This window comes from Streptosporangium sp. NPDC050855 (assembly GCF_044456585.1).
Classification (GTDB): Bacteria; Actinomycetota; Actinomycetes; order Streptosporangiales; family Streptosporangiaceae; genus Streptosporangium; species Streptosporangium longisporum.
The window spans coordinates 277,999-293,966 of the sequence record NZ_JBITFY010000009.1; the positions used below are offsets into that span (position 1 = coordinate 277,999).

Annotated in this window: 15 protein-coding genes and 1 riboswitch; of the genes, 9 read left to right on the forward strand and 6 right to left on the reverse strand. The window is 73.6% G+C overall.

Features of this window, described 5'->3' with window-relative positions; genetic code table 11:
- The first annotated feature begins 127 nt into the window (after window positions 1-127).
- A riboswitch (TPP riboswitch) is annotated at window positions 128-240 on the forward strand.
- Window positions 231-1,622, forward strand: coding sequence for a purine-cytosine permease family protein (locus ACIBCT_RS20035; RefSeq protein WP_399190508.1), 1,392 nt, complete (start codon window positions 231-233; stop codon window positions 1,620-1,622). It overlaps the preceding riboswitch by 10 nt.
- A gap of 150 nt (window positions 1,623-1,772) precedes the next feature.
- Here ACIBCT_RS20035 and ACIBCT_RS20040 read toward each other — a convergent pair whose 3' ends face one another.
- On the reverse strand, window positions 1,773-2,357 hold the full coding sequence (locus ACIBCT_RS20040) for a methylated-DNA--[protein]-cysteine S-methyltransferase (RefSeq protein ID WP_344892159.1): 585 nt from the start codon (window positions 2,355-2,357) through the stop codon (window positions 1,773-1,775).
- A gap of 125 nt (window positions 2,358-2,482) precedes the next feature.
- Here ACIBCT_RS20040 and ACIBCT_RS20045 point away from each other — a divergent pair, with 125 nt between their 5' ends.
- Together ACIBCT_RS20045 and ACIBCT_RS20050 are read left to right on the forward strand one after the other, a co-directional pair.
- Window positions 2,483-4,354, forward strand: coding sequence for a PAS domain S-box protein (locus ACIBCT_RS20045; RefSeq protein ID WP_399190510.1), 1,872 nt, complete (start codon window positions 2,483-2,485; stop codon window positions 4,352-4,354).
- Window positions 4,355-4,529: 175 nt separating this feature from the next.
- The gene (locus tag ACIBCT_RS20050; RefSeq protein WP_399190632.1) at window positions 4,530-4,961 is read left to right on the forward strand and encodes an ATP-binding protein; all 432 of its coding nucleotides are present in this window, start codon (window positions 4,530-4,532) and stop codon (window positions 4,959-4,961) included.
- A gap of 210 nt (window positions 4,962-5,171) precedes the next feature.
- Here the strand turns inward: ACIBCT_RS20050 and ACIBCT_RS20055 are convergent, their stop codons facing one another.
- From ACIBCT_RS20055 to ACIBCT_RS20065, 3 genes are all read right to left on the reverse strand, one after another.
- The gene (locus ACIBCT_RS20055; protein ID WP_399190512.1) at window positions 5,172-5,867 is read right to left on the reverse strand and encodes a YidC/Oxa1 family membrane protein insertase; all 696 of its coding nucleotides are present in this window, start codon (window positions 5,865-5,867) and stop codon (window positions 5,172-5,174) included.
- Window positions 5,868-6,165: 298 nt separating this feature from the next.
- Window positions 6,166-6,432 (reverse strand): DUF6412 domain-containing protein, encoded by a 267-nt coding sequence (locus ACIBCT_RS20060; protein ID WP_399190514.1) that lies wholly within the window; start codon window positions 6,430-6,432, stop codon window positions 6,166-6,168.
- The gene (locus tag ACIBCT_RS20065) at window positions 6,429-6,596 is read right to left on the reverse strand and encodes a hypothetical protein (RefSeq protein ID WP_399190516.1); all 168 of its coding nucleotides are present in this window, start codon (window positions 6,594-6,596) and stop codon (window positions 6,429-6,431) included. Before ACIBCT_RS20065 ends, ACIBCT_RS20060 begins: the two co-directional genes overlap by 4 nt.
- Before the next feature lie 116 nt (window positions 6,597-6,712).
- Between ACIBCT_RS20065 and ACIBCT_RS20070 the strand changes: the two genes are divergently transcribed.
- The gene (locus ACIBCT_RS20070; RefSeq protein ID WP_399190518.1) at window positions 6,713-7,408 is read left to right on the forward strand and encodes a response regulator transcription factor; all 696 of its coding nucleotides are present in this window, start codon (window positions 6,713-6,715) and stop codon (window positions 7,406-7,408) included.
- The gene (locus ACIBCT_RS20075) at window positions 7,405-8,532 is read left to right on the forward strand and encodes a sensor histidine kinase (protein ID WP_399190520.1); all 1,128 of its coding nucleotides are present in this window, start codon (window positions 7,405-7,407) and stop codon (window positions 8,530-8,532) included. The genes ACIBCT_RS20070 and ACIBCT_RS20075 overlap by 4 nt, the downstream gene beginning before the upstream one ends.
- 15 nt (window positions 8,533-8,547) lie before the next feature.
- On the opposite strand, the gene ACIBCT_RS20080 is transcribed toward ACIBCT_RS20075, so the two are convergent.
- Window positions 8,548-9,315 (reverse strand): hypothetical protein, encoded by a 768-nt coding sequence (locus ACIBCT_RS20080; RefSeq protein ID WP_399190522.1) that lies wholly within the window; start codon window positions 9,313-9,315, stop codon window positions 8,548-8,550.
- A 229-nt stretch (window positions 9,316-9,544) separates the two neighbouring features.
- On the opposite strand from ACIBCT_RS20080, the gene ACIBCT_RS20085 reads away from it, so the two are divergent.
- From ACIBCT_RS20085 to ACIBCT_RS20095, 3 genes are all read left to right on the forward strand, one after another.
- A complete protein-coding gene (locus tag ACIBCT_RS20085; RefSeq protein ID WP_399190524.1) occupies window positions 9,545-9,898 on the forward strand; it encodes an STAS domain-containing protein in 354 nt (117 codons plus the stop codon).
- A gap of 48 nt (window positions 9,899-9,946) precedes the next feature.
- Entirely contained in the window at window positions 9,947-10,627 is a 681-nt protein-coding gene (locus tag ACIBCT_RS20090) for a glycosyltransferase family 2 protein (protein WP_399190526.1), read from the forward strand.
- A 171-nt stretch (window positions 10,628-10,798) separates the two neighbouring features.
- The gene (locus ACIBCT_RS20095; RefSeq protein ID WP_399190528.1) at window positions 10,799-12,259 is read left to right on the forward strand and encodes a hypothetical protein; all 1,461 of its coding nucleotides are present in this window, start codon (window positions 10,799-10,801) and stop codon (window positions 12,257-12,259) included.
- On the opposite strand, the gene ACIBCT_RS20100 is transcribed toward ACIBCT_RS20095, so the two are convergent.
- A complete protein-coding gene (locus tag ACIBCT_RS20100; RefSeq protein ID WP_399190530.1) occupies window positions 12,141-14,432 on the reverse strand; it encodes a hypothetical protein in 2,292 nt (763 codons plus the stop codon). The genes ACIBCT_RS20095 and ACIBCT_RS20100 overlap by 119 nt on opposite strands.
- A 65-nt stretch (window positions 14,433-14,497) precedes the next feature.
- On the opposite strand from ACIBCT_RS20100, the gene ACIBCT_RS20105 reads away from it, so the two are divergent.
- On the forward strand, window positions 14,498-15,964 hold the full coding sequence (locus ACIBCT_RS20105; RefSeq protein ID WP_399190532.1) for a glycosyltransferase 87 family protein: 1,467 nt from the start codon (window positions 14,498-14,500) through the stop codon (window positions 15,962-15,964).
- Window positions 15,965-15,968 lie beyond the last annotated feature (4 nt).

A 15,968-nucleotide genomic window follows, 5' to 3' on the forward strand; every position in this document is an offset into this window, starting at 1 on the left:
TCCTGGTCGCGGAGCCGTCCGGGTCGTGAGGCCGCCGGTTGGACGTCCGCGCGGACCCGGTACTGGCCGAACACGGACCTATGGTGCATCATGATGGGCGCGAGCTGGGGTGACCCCGGCTTCGCGTACCACCCGACGCGGGAGCTTGGGGCAACCAGGCTGAGAGGGCAGCTACAGCTGCTGCCGACCGCATGAACCTGTCCGGGTAATGCCGGCGTAGGGAGCATGTGATGGCGTCTGCCGCCGTTGACTCTGCGAGTTCCACGAATCCGGGGGCGGCCGAGGCCCCCCTCACCCTCGACGAGGCTCCTCCCCGGGCGCTCGGCGTGCTCGACCAGGGCGCGCTCTGGGCCAACCTGGGCGTCAGCCTGCTCGGCTTCTCCGGCGCGATCGCGCTGATCGACCCGCTCGGCGACCGGCCGCTGAGCTTCGTGGCCGCGATCGTGGCCGCGGTGGTGGGCAGCCTCGTCGGCACCGCGATGGTGGGCCTGGCCGCCATCCCCGGGCAGCGGACCGGCGCCCCGGCGATGGTGCTGCTGCGCGGGTTGTTCGGGGCGAGGCTGTCCTACCTGCCGACCGTGCTGAACATCGTCCAGATGCTCGGCTGGGGCGCCTTCGAGCTCTGGGTCATCGCCCAGGGCGCGCAGGCCATCGCCGGATCCTTCGGGGTCGAGGTGCCCTACCCGGTCTGGGTGGTCATCGCGGGGGTGATCACCACCGCGCTGACCATCCGGCCGCTGGGAGCGGTCCGCCTGCTCCGCCGGTACGTCACCGCCGCCGTGGTGGTCTCGATGATCTGGTTCCTGGTCGCCCTGTTCCAGCGCGGACCGGCGATCGGCGGCGGATCGTGGGAGGCGTTCGCCCCCTCGGTGGACTACGTGATCGCGCTGTCGGTCTCCTGGGTGCCGGTCGCGGCCGACTTCGCCCGGTTCTCCCGCTCGGGCAGGGCCTCCTTCGCGGGCGTCGTCGGCGGCTACACGATCGCCCAGGTGGCCTGCCTGGTGCTGGGCATCGCGGCGCTCGCGCTGGTCGGCAACGACCCGGACAGGGTGTGGGAGCCCTTCGTGGCCGCGGCGCTCGGCCCGCTGTTCTTCGGCGTCCTGGTGCTGCGCGAGACCGACCAGTCGTTCGTGAACGTCTACTCCACCGCGACCTCGCTGCAGAACCTGCTGCCCCGGCTGGACCGCAGGATCATCTCCGGGGCCATCGGCGTGCTGGTCACGCTGCTCGCGATCTTCGTCGAGGCGGACACCTACACCGGTTTCCTGGGCATCATCGGTGCGGTCTTCGTCCCGATGTTCGCGGTGCTCGTGGTCGACTACTTCCTGCTCGGCGGCGCCGCGCACTGGGACACCTCCGCCACCGCGCCCTCGCGCGGGCTCATGATCGTCCCCTGGGTGCTCGGCTTCGCGGCCTGGTGGATGCTCACCGCGCTGCCGGTCGCCCCGGAACTGGCGTGGTGGACCTCGTTCTGGACCGGTGTCCGCGACCTGGTCGGGTTCGTCCGGCAGCCGTGGATGAGCGCGGCCGTCGGCGCGTTCCTGGTCGCCGGGCTCGTGACCCTGGCCGTCGGCGCGCTCCAGCGCCGCTTCCGGGGCGCCGGACGAGGCGGGAGGCTCTGACCGTACGGGAACGAGGGCGACGGGGGGCTTCCGGCCGTGCGGGCGGGAGCCTCCGGCGTGCGCGGGCGGAGGGCTCCGGCCGTGCGCGAGCGGGATCTCCGACGGTGCGGGCGAGGCTGCGGGAAGCCGGTCGTGCGGGACGGGCGAGGGCTACAGGACGCCGGATCCGCGGGCGGCCGCGGTGGACTCGATGTGCAGCAGCCGCTCCTTGGCCGCCGAACCCCCGGCGTACCCGCCGAGGACGCCCTCGCTCTCGACCACCCGGTGGCACGGCACGATGACGCAGACCGGGTTGCTGCCCAGCGCGTTGCCCACCGCGCGCAGCGCCCGGGGCCTGCCGATCCGCTCGGCGATCTCGCGGTAGGTGGTCACGGTCCCGTACGGTACCGAGAGCATCATCTGCAGTACGGTCCTGGAGAACTGGGTGGCAAGGCGCAGGTCGACCGGTGTCGCGAAGGCGCGGAGCCGGGCGGAGAAGTAGGCGTCCAGCTCCCGGCGGACGGGGTCGAGGCGCCGGGCGTCCGGTCCGATGAAGGTGCCGACCTCGCGGCTGACCCGCTCGAAGACGACGTTCTCGTCCTCGTAGCTGCAGGCCACCACACCCCGGGCGGTGACGGCCAGGGTGAGACGCCCCAGCGGCCCGTCGAGCGTGCCGAACGCGATGTCGGGATGACTCGTCCCGACATAGTCGGGCGAGGTCACCCGTAGCAATGCATCGATGTCGCCGGATGACATGGCCCCACCCTTTCGTATCCAGGTGTGTGGTGACCGCAGAGTATCGGACGGATCGCCCGGCCAGTGGCAACACGTGCGGGCCGAAAGTGCCAAGATCAGACCGGTCGAGGCGGCACTATGGGTGGGTGGTGGACTACAGGGCCGGGATCGCCGGGGGCATCGGCCGGGAGGTCGTCGCCGCCGCGCCCAACGCGATCGTGGCCATCGACCGCGAGCAGACGGTCCTGGCGTGGAATCCCGCGGCCGAGCGGCTGTTCGGCTGGCCGGCCGGGGAGATGATCGGCCGCCGGGCGCCGGTGGTCCCCGAGGAGCTGACGGCCGAGCACAACGCGGTCCTGGAGAAGGTCCGGATCGACGGCCAGGTGTCGCTGCGGACCAGGAGGTTCCGCCGCGACGGCAGCCTGCTCGACGTGCGGGTCGACACCGGCGCGCTCTGCGGGCACGACGGCACCCTGCTGGGGTACGTCAGCGTCTACCACCTGGCCCAGGACGACGAGAGCGCCAACGACCGCAACGCGCGCCGCGGCCGGCTGGTGCGCCGCCTCACCGACGTGGTCGCCGACATCAACGCCGAGCTGGAGCTGCCCGCGGTGCTCGACCGGATCGCGGCCAGCCTCGCGGAGCTGACCGGCGCCGACGCCGGTGGCTTCGTGCTCATCGAGGGCGACCGGCTCCGCCTGGTGGCCCGGCACAACCTTCCCGACGCGCTGCGCGACTCCACCGCCGACCTGCGCACCAGCCTGGTCGGCAGGCTGCTGCGCGAGGGCAGGACCCTCATGCTGGAGACCGGCGACCAGGCCCGGCTGGACGAGCTCATCTGGTCGCGGCTGCCCGGCCTGCACACCGTCGCGCTCGGGCTCGCGTCCATGGGCGGGCGGCCGTACGGCGCGCTGTACGCGTTGTTCGCCAAGCGCAAGGCGGGCCACCTGGAGCTGGAGCTGCTGGAGCTGCTGGCCGGTCACGCGGGCATCGCCGTGGGCAACGCCATGGCCTACCAGGAGGCCCTGCGGCAGCGCGCCCACGAGCGGGCGGTCTTCGACGCCAGCGCCGACGGCATCGCGGTCCTCGACGACCTGGGGCGGGTCGTGCAGTGGAACCCGGCCGCGAGCGAGCTGACCGGCTTCCACGCGGCCGAGGTGATCGGCGGGCCGCCGCCCTTCCGGCTGCCCGCGCCGGGGGAGAAGCTCACCATCCAGCTCCCCTCGGGGACCTGGCTGGACGTGCTCTGCGCGGAGATCGTGGAGACCGGCGAGATCGTGGTCGACTTCCGCGACGTCACCCGCGCCAAGGAGCTGGAGGAGGCCAAGGACCTCTTCCTGGCCACCACCAGCCACGAGCTGCGCACCCCGATCACCGTGGTCCGGGGGTTCGCCGCCACGCTCGACGCGCGCTGGGACGGCATGACCGACGGCGAGCGCCGCGCCGCCGTGCACACCATCGCCGAGCGGGCCCGCTCCCTCGGACAGCTCATGGACCACCTGCTGCTGGGCGCGCGGGCGGGCGCGGGCGAGCTCACCCTGCGGATCGAGGGCTTCGACCTGGCCGAGTCGGTGCGCTCGGCCACGCTGGGGCTGCCGGTCCTGTCCGACCTGCACCGGGTGGAGGTGGACGTGCCCGGCGACCTTCCCCGGGTCTCCGGCGACGCGCTGGCCACCGACATCCTGCTGGGCCAGCTTCTGGAGAACGCCTTCAAGTACTCCCCGGACGGCGGCCTGATCAGGGTCCAGGCGTGGGTGGAGGGCGAGCGGGTGGTGCTGGTGGTCGACGACGAGGGCGTGGGCATCGCGCACGCCAGCCGGGAGCGGGTCTTCGAGCGTTTCGTCCAGGCCGACAGCGGTGACCGCCGCAGGTTCGGCGGGGTCGGTCTCGGCCTGTACATCGTGCGCAGCCTGGCGCGGGCCCAGGGAGGAGAGGTCTCCGCCCATCCCCGGCCCTCGGGAGGGACTCGGATGAGGCTCGCCCTGCGGATCGACGACACGCCCGGCGCCCTTACCTGATCGACACGCCGAAGCGGTAACGAGACCGTAACGGATGTGCTGATCTATTGTCGAATGTGCACAAGCTGTAGTTGACACTCGGTTTCCATGGCTGCGTAACGGGGCATTTCGGTCGTACTGGGGTGAGTTCCTCAGGGGGGTTCAGGGATACGGGGAGGTGAGTGCGTCGAGCGTCGTGTTGTTGCCGTATGCACCGTCCAGCGTCGCTGTCGCACGCCAACGCCTCTGCTCTGACCTGCAGGAACGGGGCGTGTACAAGGACGCGGTGGAGGACGCGGTGCTCGTGGTCAGCGAACTGCTGAGCAACGCGCTGCGTCACGCACACCCGTTGCCGTCGGGGCAGATCAGGGTGTCTTGGGAATGGAACGAAGAACACGTCGAGGTCGCTGTGAGTGACGGCGGCGCGGCGACCGAACCGAGGGCCGGGCGCCCGGCACTCTCCTCCCTGGGAGGACGGGGTCTCGGAATCGTCGAGTATCTGGCCTCCACATGGGGGGTCAGACACGAAGGGGGCGTGACCACGGTGTGGGCGGTGGTCACGGTGGCCGACACGTTGGGTAACGGCCGTGTCTCCACTCCCGAGCCCGCGCTCAGAGAGTGCGGCTGACCCCTTCACCGGATCCGCCCGCGATCTCCGTCCCGTCCCACCTGTCATGGGACGGGACGGAACCCCCACCGGCCCCTCCGGATCACCCGCCCAGACCACCGGCCCCCTGCCGCGTGCCCGCTTCCTCGGAGACCACCGGGCCCCTGCCCGCTGGCCGGGCCCGGGTAGCGGTGGCCGTTCGGCTGGCCGGGCCCGGGTACCGGTGACCGTTCAGCCCGCGGTGAGCGCGGGACGGTGCAGCACCGCCCGCTCCCCGGCCGTCCACGCCGTGCTGACCAGCAGGTAGATCCCGGCCGCGAGCGGCAGCACCATCGCGGCGAGGACGGTTCCGTACGGGAGCAGGGGCATCAGCCGGCGCAGTGCCGCGGGCTGGACGTCCGGGCTCATCGTGCGCCGGATCCTCCGGGAGGTGATCCACGCCACGGCCACGAGCAGCACGAACAGGCCGGCGAAGACCAGGGTCGGGCCGCTGAGCAGCCCGAAACCGGCCACCGTACCGGCGAACTGCTGCCCGAGCGGCACCCCGAGAAGCCCGTGGGTGAGCAGCGCGTTGGCCTGCCCGGCGATCGTCGAGGAGATGAAGACCTGGTAGGTGACCAGCAGGAAGGGCGCCTGGGCCAGGGACGGCAGGCAGCCGGCGAGCGGGGAGGTGCCCTCCTTGGCGTAGAGGGCGGACAGTTCCCTGCGGAGCCGCTCGGGGTCGCGCTCGTGGCGCTTCCTGAGCCGCTGCACCTGCGGTGCGAGGCGGGTCCGGGCCCGCTCCCCCCGCGCCTGCATGACGCTCAGCGGCAGCAGCAGGAGGCGGACGAGGACGGTGAACACGATGATCGCCAGAGGGGTGGAACCCAGCGGCTCGGCGAGCGAGGCGATCAGACCGGCGGTGAACCCGATGACGGGGTCGAACATGACGGAACCCTTCTGAGCGGAGTGGAGACGGCACAGAAGGCGCCCGCGAGCCACGGGGGATCTTTCCGGTACGCGTGCGCGCAGCGCGCCGACGGGGCACGCTCACGGCGCGGTGCTCACATGAGAACGACGGTTCCCGTACGAGACCGGCGGTGCACGTACGAGGACGGTGACGCCCACATGGGGACGACGGCGCTCATGCGACGGCGCTCATACGACGGCGCTCATACGACGGCGACGGCTCGTGCGAGAACGACGGCTCGCGCGGGATCACACGCGTATGCGGAAGGAAGAGGGGTCACGCGGGCGCCGGGCCCGCCGAGGGCGCACGGGGCCGGGGCCTGCCGGCCGCGTCGGGGTCGAGCTGCCGGACGAACATCGTCCGCCTCGCCCGGTCGCGCCGGGACAGCAGCGACCGTGGCCCCGCGTCGGAGGAGACGGGCGCGGGGCGCAGTGCCCAGGCGAGCAGGAGCACGCCCAGCCCGACCACGGCGGCCGCCGCCGGCGCACCGCCTCCGTCGAGCATCCAGACGGCCAGCGTCTGGAGGGCGAGCAGCAGGTTCACCTCGTGAACCTGGCCACCACCGTGACCATGGCGACGACGGCCAGGGCCACCAGCGCCAGCACGAGCGCGAGCTTCAGCAACCCGAACAGGGCGGGCAGCACGAACCCGAACACCACGTAGAGCGCGAGCAGGACGCCCAGAACCGCCATCACGATACGACCCATGCGCTCCACCGTACGTCGGCCGAGCAGGCCGTGAGCGGCTTGATCATAACGATCGGGGCGCGCCTGGACCGGCGGCGGGATCGAGGACCGGTCCCGGCGGGCCTACCGTGGTGGCCATGAGCGCGCGGATTCTGGTGGTCGACGACGATCCGATGGTGGCCGAGGTCGTGGCCCGCTATCTGGAACGTGACGGTCACACGGTCGAGTGCGTCGGCGACGGTGCCGAGGCGCTCAGGCGCGCGCTGGCGGACCCTCCCGACCTGATGGTGCTCGACCTGATGCTCCCCGGGCTGGACGGCCTGCAGGTGTGCAGGAAGCTCAGGGAGCGCCGGCCGGTGCCGGTGATCATGCTGACCGCGCTGGGCGAGGAGATGGACCGGGTCGTCGGCCTGGAGACCGGCGCCGACGACTACGTGACCAAGCCCTTCAGCCCCCGGGAGCTGGCTCTGCGCGTGCAGTCCGTCCTGCGCCGGGCCCGCGGCGCCTCGCTGCCGGCCGGTACCGGGGTGCTCAGGGACGGCGACCTGACCGTCGACGTGGGCGCCCACGAGGTGAGGTTCCGCGGCGAGGAGATCATGCTGACCGCCCGCGAGTTCGACCTGCTGGCCCACCTGATGCGCAACCCCCGGCAGGCCTTCAGCCGTTCCGCCCTGCTCGACCAGGTCTGGGGCTGGTCCTTCGGTGACTCCTCCACGGTGACCGTCCACGTCCGCCGGCTCCGCGAGAAGATCGAACCCGACCCGACCGTGCCGCGGCGGATCGTCACCGTCTGGGGCGTCGGCTACCGCTACGAGCCGCTGGCGGAGTCATGATCAACGAGATGGCGCTGATCGTCGCGGTCACCGCCGGGCTCGGCCTGCTGGTCGCGCTGGCGGGACTGGGCGCGATGTGGCTGCTGCGCGAACGGTCGATCGGCGCCATGCTCACGGTGGTCGCGGTGGTGACCGTCGTGGCGACGCTGGGCGGCGTGGTCGCCATCACCCTGAAAATGATCATCGAGGGTACGCCGAGGGACATCGTGCTCAGCGTGGTCGCGGTGGGCGGCCTGGTCGGGCTGGGCGTCGCGACGGTGCTGGCCCGGCGGGTGGTGGCGGCCAGCCGCAGGCTCGTCGACGCGGTGCACGCGGTACCGGCCTCGGGGGAGTTCACGCCGCCCACCGGCCTGCCCGCCGAGCTCGGCACCATCGCCGTGAGCCTGGACCGCGCCTACCGGCGGCTGCGCCTGGCAGGCGAGCGGGAGCGGGCCCTGGAGAGCGCCCGCCGCGAGCTGGTCGCCTGGGTGAGCCACGACCTGCGCACCCCCCTGGCGGGCATGCGGGCCATGGCCGAGGCCCTGGAGGACGGGGTGGTCTCCGACCCCGGGACGACCGGCCGCTACCACCGACAGATCCGCCTGGAGGTGGACCGGCTGTCGGGCATGGTGGACGACCTGTTCGAGCTGTCCCGGATCCACGCCGGGGCGCTGCGCCTGTCACGCGGCAGGATCGGCCTCGGCGACCTGGTCGCCGACGCCCTGGCCGGGGTGGAGGAGCTGGCCAGGGCCAAGGGGGTACGGCTGACCGGCGAGGTCGACCCGGTGATCCCGGTCCAGGCCGACGCGGCCGAGCTCTCCCGGGCGCTGCGCAACCTGGTGGTCAACGCGATCAGGCACACGCCCGGGGACGGCACCGTCGTGGTCCGCGCCTCGGCCGGGGACGGGGTCGCCCGGCTGTCCGTCACCGACTGCTGCGGCGGCATACCCGCGGACGACCTGCCCCGCGTCTTCGACGTGGCCTTCCGCGGCGAGGCGGCCCGTACCCCCACCGCCGACGGCACCGGGGCGGGGCTCGGCCTGGCGATCGCGCGCGGCATCGTCGAGGCCCACGAGGGAGAGATCGGTGTCGTCAACTCCGGCCCGGGCTGCCGTTTCGAGATCAGGCTGCCCCTGTCGGCGTGAACGTTGCGGTCGTCCTCACGTCCCGCCGGAACCGAAGCCGGTGTCGCTCGCGTCGCCGGACCCGGGACCGTCCACCCCACCGGATCCGCCTCCGGCCTCGGAGCCCGGCCCGCTCCCGAGACCGGACCCGGCCTCGCCGCTCCCGAAGCCGGACCCGGACCCGGCGGACCCGGGCCCGGACACGGACCCGTTCCCGGAGCCCGACCCCGACCCGTTCGTGGACCCCGGCCCCGATCCGAGGCCGAGGGCACCTCGGTCGCCGGTGGCCCCGGATCCGGCCGCGGATCCGGTCCCGTTGGCGGCCGGTGCGGACGTGACCTCGCCGTCGGGCCGTACGGAGACCATGAGGGTCATCTGCGCGCACTCGCCGTCGGTGTCCGGCTCGACGTGCTGGCAGGAGGTCAGCCTTCTGGTGGTGCCGAGGGACTCCACCATCGCCCGGAACGTCGGGCACGGCCACCGCCACATGCAGCTGCGGCAGCGCAGGATCGGATGGGCCGCGTCGCTGGTGATGCCGCCCGCGTCCCGTGGCTGGTGCAGGTCGAGCAGCCGGACGCCCAGCGTGGCGAAGTCCAGGAGCTCCTCGCGGGCCCCTTCGAGGAAGTCGAGGTCCTCGACGGACAGACGGGTCCTGATCGGCACGTGTCCCTCGTGGTTCACCAGGCTGCGCAGCGAACTCGCCGCATCGCGCCACGAGGTGGCCTTGCCGGTACGTGTGATCATGGACTCCAGGTGCTCCTGGAGCCGCTGCCGCTGGAGGTCCTCGGGTAGGTCGGTGTTCATGGGTGGTTCGAGCCCGTTTCTCGTGACTCAACGGCCACCGCTGCGGTAGCGCAGCGGCGATCGGGAGGTGGCGGGTCCCCTCCCTGTTTCCGGCCAAGCCGGTGTCGCGCAGTGTCAAGCTTCGCGCACTCAGGGTTTCCGTGCGGCGGAAACGGGGGACAAAGGGCGGACGACTCGGGTTGTTCAAGAGAACGTGACCCGTGGCTCTCGCGCCGCTAGTGTGCCCGCTGTGGAGCTAAAAGTCTCAAGTCGATCTCATGCCGGGCACACCGTCGTGACCATCATTGGCGAAATCGACCTATATACCGCGCCTCGCCTGCAGGCCGAGTTCACCCGGCTGCTTGGCCAGAACCAGACCATGCTCGTGGTCCTCGACATGTCCGCCGTGGAGTTCTGCGACTCCACCGGCATGAACGTGCTCCTCTCGGCGCTCAAGCGGCTGCGTGAGCGCGGCGGCACGCTGGAGGTGGCGGCGCCCCGCCCTGCCGTGCGTAAGATCCTTCAGGTCACCGGACTGGACTCGGTCTTCGTCGTGCACGAGACCATGCCGGAGAAGCTGCTGAGTTCCGAATCCCAGGGATGACGCCCCGCCCGCGGCCGAGGCCCGGGATCTGCACGCTGGAGGTGCTCGATGACCGGCACGGCGGCGATCATCCCCGCCAAGGACGAGGCCGACCGGATCGGGGCCACGGTGGCCGCGGCCCTGGCGCTGCCCGGCGTCGACCTCGTCGTGGTCGTGGACGACGGCTCGGCCGACCGGACGGGGAGGATCGCCAAGGCGGCCGGGGCCCGGGTCGTGCGGCACAGCCGCAACCGGGGCAAGGCCGCCGCCATGGAGAGCGGTGCCGAGGCCGTCCGCCTGCTCGACGGCCCGCAGCCCCGGCACCTGCTCTTCCTCGACGCCGACCTGGGGGAGACCGCCCGTACGGCCGCGCCGTTGATCGAGCCCGTCGCCTCGGGAGAGGCCGACATGACGATCGCCGTGTTCGTCACGCGCGTGAAGCTCGGCGGGCACGGGTTCGTGGTGAAACTGGCCCGGCAGGGGGTCGAGCGCGCCACCGGCTGGACGCCGGCCCAGCCGCTCAACGGCCAGCGCTGCCTGACCAGGGCGGCCTTCGAGGCGGCCCGGCCGCTGGCCCGCGGTTTCGGCGTGGAGACGGGGCTCACGATCGACCTGCTGCGCAAGGGCTTCCGGGTGCGTGAGGTCCAGGTGGAGATGGCCCACCGGGCCACCGGCACCGACTGGAGGGCCCAGCTCCACCGGGCCAGGCAGTTCCGCGACGTCGCCCGCGCCCTGCTGGCCCGCCGCTGACCCTGTCCCGGCCCTGCGCCGCCTCCCGGCATCCGCGGTCGATCACGCGGCCGTCACGGTGTCCCGTCGCCGCTCGGCGTGCCGTCGCGTGATCGGTGGCGCGGGCGGACCCCGCGGTCGCGGCCGGAGGCGGCACGCCCGGCACCGCTCGGGATGTGGTGGAATTTGCCGGTGACCCGGGACGCGTCGGTCGTCGACGAGAGGCGGAGTCCCGCCGGCGACGCGCCGCGCGGGCCGGACGTCGCCGCGTTCGGCCTCCTGGCGCTCTCGGTGGCGATCACGGTCTCGATCGGCCTGCTGGGCCCGTCCGCGATGGTCCCCGGGCTGCCCGGCCCCTCCTGGCAGCCCCCGTACGCGCTGGACGCCCGTCCCGGCCCCCACCTGGTCATCGCCATGGGCCTCGCCGCGATCGTGCTGGGCGGGCTCGGTCTCGCCGGCGCGCTCCGGTCCCGGTGGAGTCCTCCCGCGCGCCTGCTGCTCGTGGCCGGTTGCGCCGCGGCGGGCCTGATCGCCCTCCTGCCGCCCTCCGGGTCGGCCGACCACCTCAACTACGCCGCCTACGGCCGCCTGGCCGTGCTCGGCCACGACCCCTACGCGATCGCCCCCTCGGCCGTGCCCGGTGACCCGGTCACCGGCGCGGTCGAGGAGTGGGCCGGGGTGACCAGCGTCTACGGCCCGGTGGCCACCGCCGTGCAGGCGCTGGCGAGCCTGGTGGGCGGCGACTCGGTCAGGCTGACGGTCTTCGCCATGGCCGTGGTCAACGCCGCGGCGTTCATCGGCACGGCGCTGCTGCTGCACCGGTTCGCCGCCGGGGACGAGCGCCTGCGGAGACGGGCCGCGCTGCTCTGGGCGGCCAACCCGTTGCTGCTCTACCACCTGGCCGCCGGGATGCACGTCGACACCCTCGCCATCGCCTGCATGGTCGCCGCGCTCGTGGTGCGCGGGGCCGCCTCCGGGGTGCTGCTGGGGGTGGGCATCGGGGTCAAGCTCAACGCCGGGCTGGTGGCGCTCGGCCCGGCGTGGGAGCTGCGCCGCTCTCCCGGCCGGCTCGCCGTGGTGGCCGGGACCGCGACGGTGACCGTGCTTGCCGTCTACGCCGTCGCCGGGCCGCACGTGCTGGACCAGGTGAGTGCCGCGAGCAGAAGGGTCTCCCTGGCCACCCCCTGGCAGCTGGTCAAGACCGGCCTTCAGGAGGTGTTCGGGCCGGGCGCGTACTCGGCCTGGATCCAGGCCGGTTCCCTGGCCCTGATGGTCTTCCTGGCCTGGCTGCTGCTGCGGGTCATGCCCTCCGGGGACGCGCCCGCGGTCGCCGCCGCGGTGGTGGTCGCCTGGCTGTTCGCCGCCCCGTACGCGCTGCCCTGGTACGACGGGCTGGCCTTCGCGCTGCTGGCGATGGTCTCCTGGCCCGCGCTGGAGGGCTTCATGGTGGCCAGGGTCACGGTGCTCTCGCTGGGCTACCTCCCGGCCAGGGAGGCGCTGCGGCCCGAGGACCTGCTCTGGCTGAAGACCCTGGTCAGGGAGCGGGTGGTGCCGTGGACGCTGCTGGCCGTGACGGCCGCCCTGGCGTACTGGGCGGTGCGGAGCGCACGGCGCGCACCGAGGCGGCCAGTGTCAGCGGAACCGCGACCGTGAGCGCCATCGCCGGGATCGCGATGCCCGAGTCGTTCATCAGGAACCCGATCAGCGCGCACGTCAGCGCCCCGATCAGCCCGGCGCGCAGCGCGGGCGCCTGCGCGTAGGCCCGGCCCAGGGCCGAGGCCCCCCACCGCGACGGGCGGTCCAGCACCAGGAACAGGAACGCCAGCGCGACCAGGGTGAGCAGCGAGAGCGACCAGTTGCCGACCGTGACCCCGATCATCGCCGAGAACTTCCGGCCGACCACGGTCCACGCCTGCCCGTCCAGCACCTGCTGGACGAAGGCGCCCAGGTGGGTACGGCTCGCCGGGGGCCTGCTCCAGTCGGCCACCGCGATGGCACCGACCAGCAGGCCGCCCGCCAGACCGGCCAGGCCCAGCCGGACCGGTGAGAGCCGGCCACCGGCCAGCAGGATCAAAAAGACCGTGACCCCCACCAGGAACGCCGGGACCCCGCCGAAGTCGGCACCCCAGGCCGGCCAGCCGTCGGCGAACACCGCGAGCCCCCCGTACGCCGCGCAGACCGCGAGCGCGAGGCCGCGCCGGCCCCGCGAGATCAGCCACTGGCCGACCCCGGCCAGGGCCAGGATCGTCCCGGCCGAGTAGACGGCGAAGGCGATGTTGCCGAAGCCGTAGAAGCGCCCGCCGGTGACCGGCTCGTAGCCGGTGACCGCGTTCACCTGCAGCGCCGAGCCGGTCATCACGTCGGCCAGCAGCGTCACCGACGTGACGCCGGCGACCACGGTGAGCGGGCCCAGCGGATGTGCCCGCCAGGGCCGGGCGAACGCCACCGCGGTGATCGCGCAGGCGAGTCCGAGGATCGTCGCGATCACCGAGACCATCGGGACGGGCAGGGTCCACCACGGGACGAGCTGCGCCAGGAAGGTGGAGACCGGGACGGCCCCGCTGACCACGGCGACGACCTGGACGGCCCTCAGGGCCCGCGCCCCGCCCCGGCCGCGCCGGATCGCCAGGGCGGCCAGCAGGTAGAACAGGATCTGCACCGTCACGAGCACCGCGAAGAAGGGCCCCCGCACCGTGACGAGCACCTGGCTCGCCAGGTCGTCGTCGGCCAGCTTCCCGGCCGTGGCCGTGACCGGTTCCCCGCTCGGCCCGATGCCCTGCCAGGTCCGGCCCACGACCCCGTCCGGGGTCGGCAGGCCCAGCAGCCCGATCGCGGTGGCGGTCAGGTCGGTGTTGGTGACCAGCCCGTCCTGCCGGGTGGAGGCCGCGCCGAGGTACCCGCGGGGGTAGGGCGTGCCAGCGGGGGACGGGCCGTGGGCGATCGCCACGTGCAGGTGCGGCGCGGGTGAGGTGTCGGCCAGGCCGGCGACCAGGACCGTGGTGCCCGCGGGTCCGGCGTCCGCCGCGCCCGGCCGTGGCAGGCGGTCGAGGACCTGGCCCACCACGCGGTCGGCCCCGGCAACCGCCTCCCGCCTGACCCGGTCCGTCATCGCGCCGGGGATCGCGTCCCGCGTGGCGTCCGGGGAGGTGCCCGGTGCGGGCCCGCCGCCGGTCCAGGCCCGGGTGAGGTCACCGGCCTCCACCACGACCAGCCCGTACGGGGACAGGTCGCCGAGTCCCGCCACGTCGGCCGCGTACCGCGCGACCCTTCCCGACGCGTCGGCGGCGCCCAGGGCGGCTCCCGGCCCGGCCGCGGCCACCTTCAGCCCGGCCTCCGTCACGGTCCGCCCGAGCCGCCCGGGGACGGCGCGGAAGGCGGTGGTGGCGTTGAAGGCGGACAGGGCGGCCCAGCCCGGCACGCTCGCCCCGCCGCCGGGTGTGGCCTGCGGGACGGGCGGGGCGGCGCAGCCCGCGCCGGGCGCCCCGGCCCGCTGGCCCGCCGAGACGGTCAGCCAGCCCGCCGCCGGGCAGGTGATCGCCCGCTCCGGCGGGGGGACCGCCCGGGTGGACATGGACGCGGACCCGCCCTCGCCGGCGAGCCGCCACAGGTTCGGGGTCCTGGCCGGATCGAGGTCGCTCCAGAGCAGGCCCGGCACCCCGACGATCACGACCCGGCCGGCGGGGGCCCGGGACGCCGAGGCGGCCTCCGGGGCACCGGCACCGGCGAGCACCGGGACGGCCAGGAGCGCGCAGACCAGGACGAACAGCGGCGCGAGCGGCGCGGGGACGATCCCCGCGGGCCCGCGGCCGTGCTGCGTCGAAACCATCGGGTTCCCCCTGTCCGTACCCGCCGGGCGGCCGTTTTCCCGGCCCCACGGTAACCTGCCTGGTCGTGAGGACTGGCGAGACGACCGCGACCCGACGGAGCCCGTGGGCGCGGTGGTCGTCGTACCTGCTCGCGCTGCTGCTCGTCGCCGTGGCGGTGGCCCCGCTGGTGCTCCACTGGCTGGGCAACGTGGACGACCAGCGCCTGGTCGACCTGGATGTGTACCGTACCGGCGGAGAGGCCGTGCTGCAGGGGCGGCCCGTCTACGACTTCGTGACGCCCGCGCCGCAACTGCTGCCGTTCACCTACCCGCCGGTGGCCGCGCTGCTGGCCACGCCGCTGGCGGCGATCTCGTGGCCGACGGCGCAGTGGGCGTGGACGGCGCTGATCTTCCTGACCCTCGCGGTCACCGTCGCGCTCTCCTTCCGCGCGGTGCTCGACGGCGGCGCCGGGTCCGCGGGGAACGCCGGGAGCGCCGGGAGCGCCGGGTCCGCGGGGAACGCCGGGTCCGCCGCGTCCTCCGGGAGTGCCGATGCCGTCGGGAGGGACGATCCGGCGCGGGCGGCCGTGCCCGGTGCCCCGGGCGGGTGGCGCGCCGTGGGCCGGTTCCGGTGGCCGCTGCTGTTCGCCGCGCTGATGATCGGCTGCACCTACCTGATGCCGATCAGGGACCAGGTGCGCTTCGGCCAGGTGGACATCCTGCTCGTCGCGCTCTGCCTGGCCGACTGCACGGTCCGGCGGCCGGTGTGGCCGCGCGGCATGCTGATCGGCCTGGCCGTCGCGGTCAAGCTCACCCCGGGCGTCTTCCTCGTCTACCTTCTCGTCACCGCCCTGGGGCCGGGCGGAAGGCGTGAGCAGCGAGAGACCTTCCTGACGGCCGCGCTCACCGCCGCGCTGCTGACCCTGCTGCCGTTCCTGGTGATCCCGTCGGACGCCGCCGACTTCTGGTTCCGCGCGCTGCTCGACCCCGAGCGGCTCGGCGCCAACGCCGCGACCACCAACCAGTCGATGCGCGGCATGCTCATCCGGCTCTACCTGCCCGACACCCTGACGACCCTCCTGTGGATCGCGCTGGTGGCCGTGGTCGCCTGGTACGGCTTCCGGTACGCCCGCAGGGCCCTGCTCGACGGCCACCCGGTGACCGGGGCCGCCCTGGTGGGCCTGATGGCCGTGCTGCTCTCGCCGGTCGCCTGGATCCACCACCTGGCCTGGGTGGTCGTGGTGATCGGCGCCCTGGCCGGCGACGGGCGCGACCCGGTCAGGACCAGGGTGGCCGCGGGGGTCTGGCTCTACTACGTGCTGCCGATCCCCTGGTGGGGGGTGACGATCAAGGCGGCCGGGATCCCGGTGCTCAGCCCGGTGCTGGGGAAGATCGTCCAGAACGGGTTCGGGCTGGGCGCGCTGGCCCTGGTCTGGCTGCTCGGGGTGTGGCTGCCCCGGCGACGAGAGGCGTTCCGGGCCGTCACGCCGGGCGGCCATGAGAACGGGCCCGCCCGGAAAGCGGGTCCGTCCCCGGGGAAGACCACCCTCTGAGACG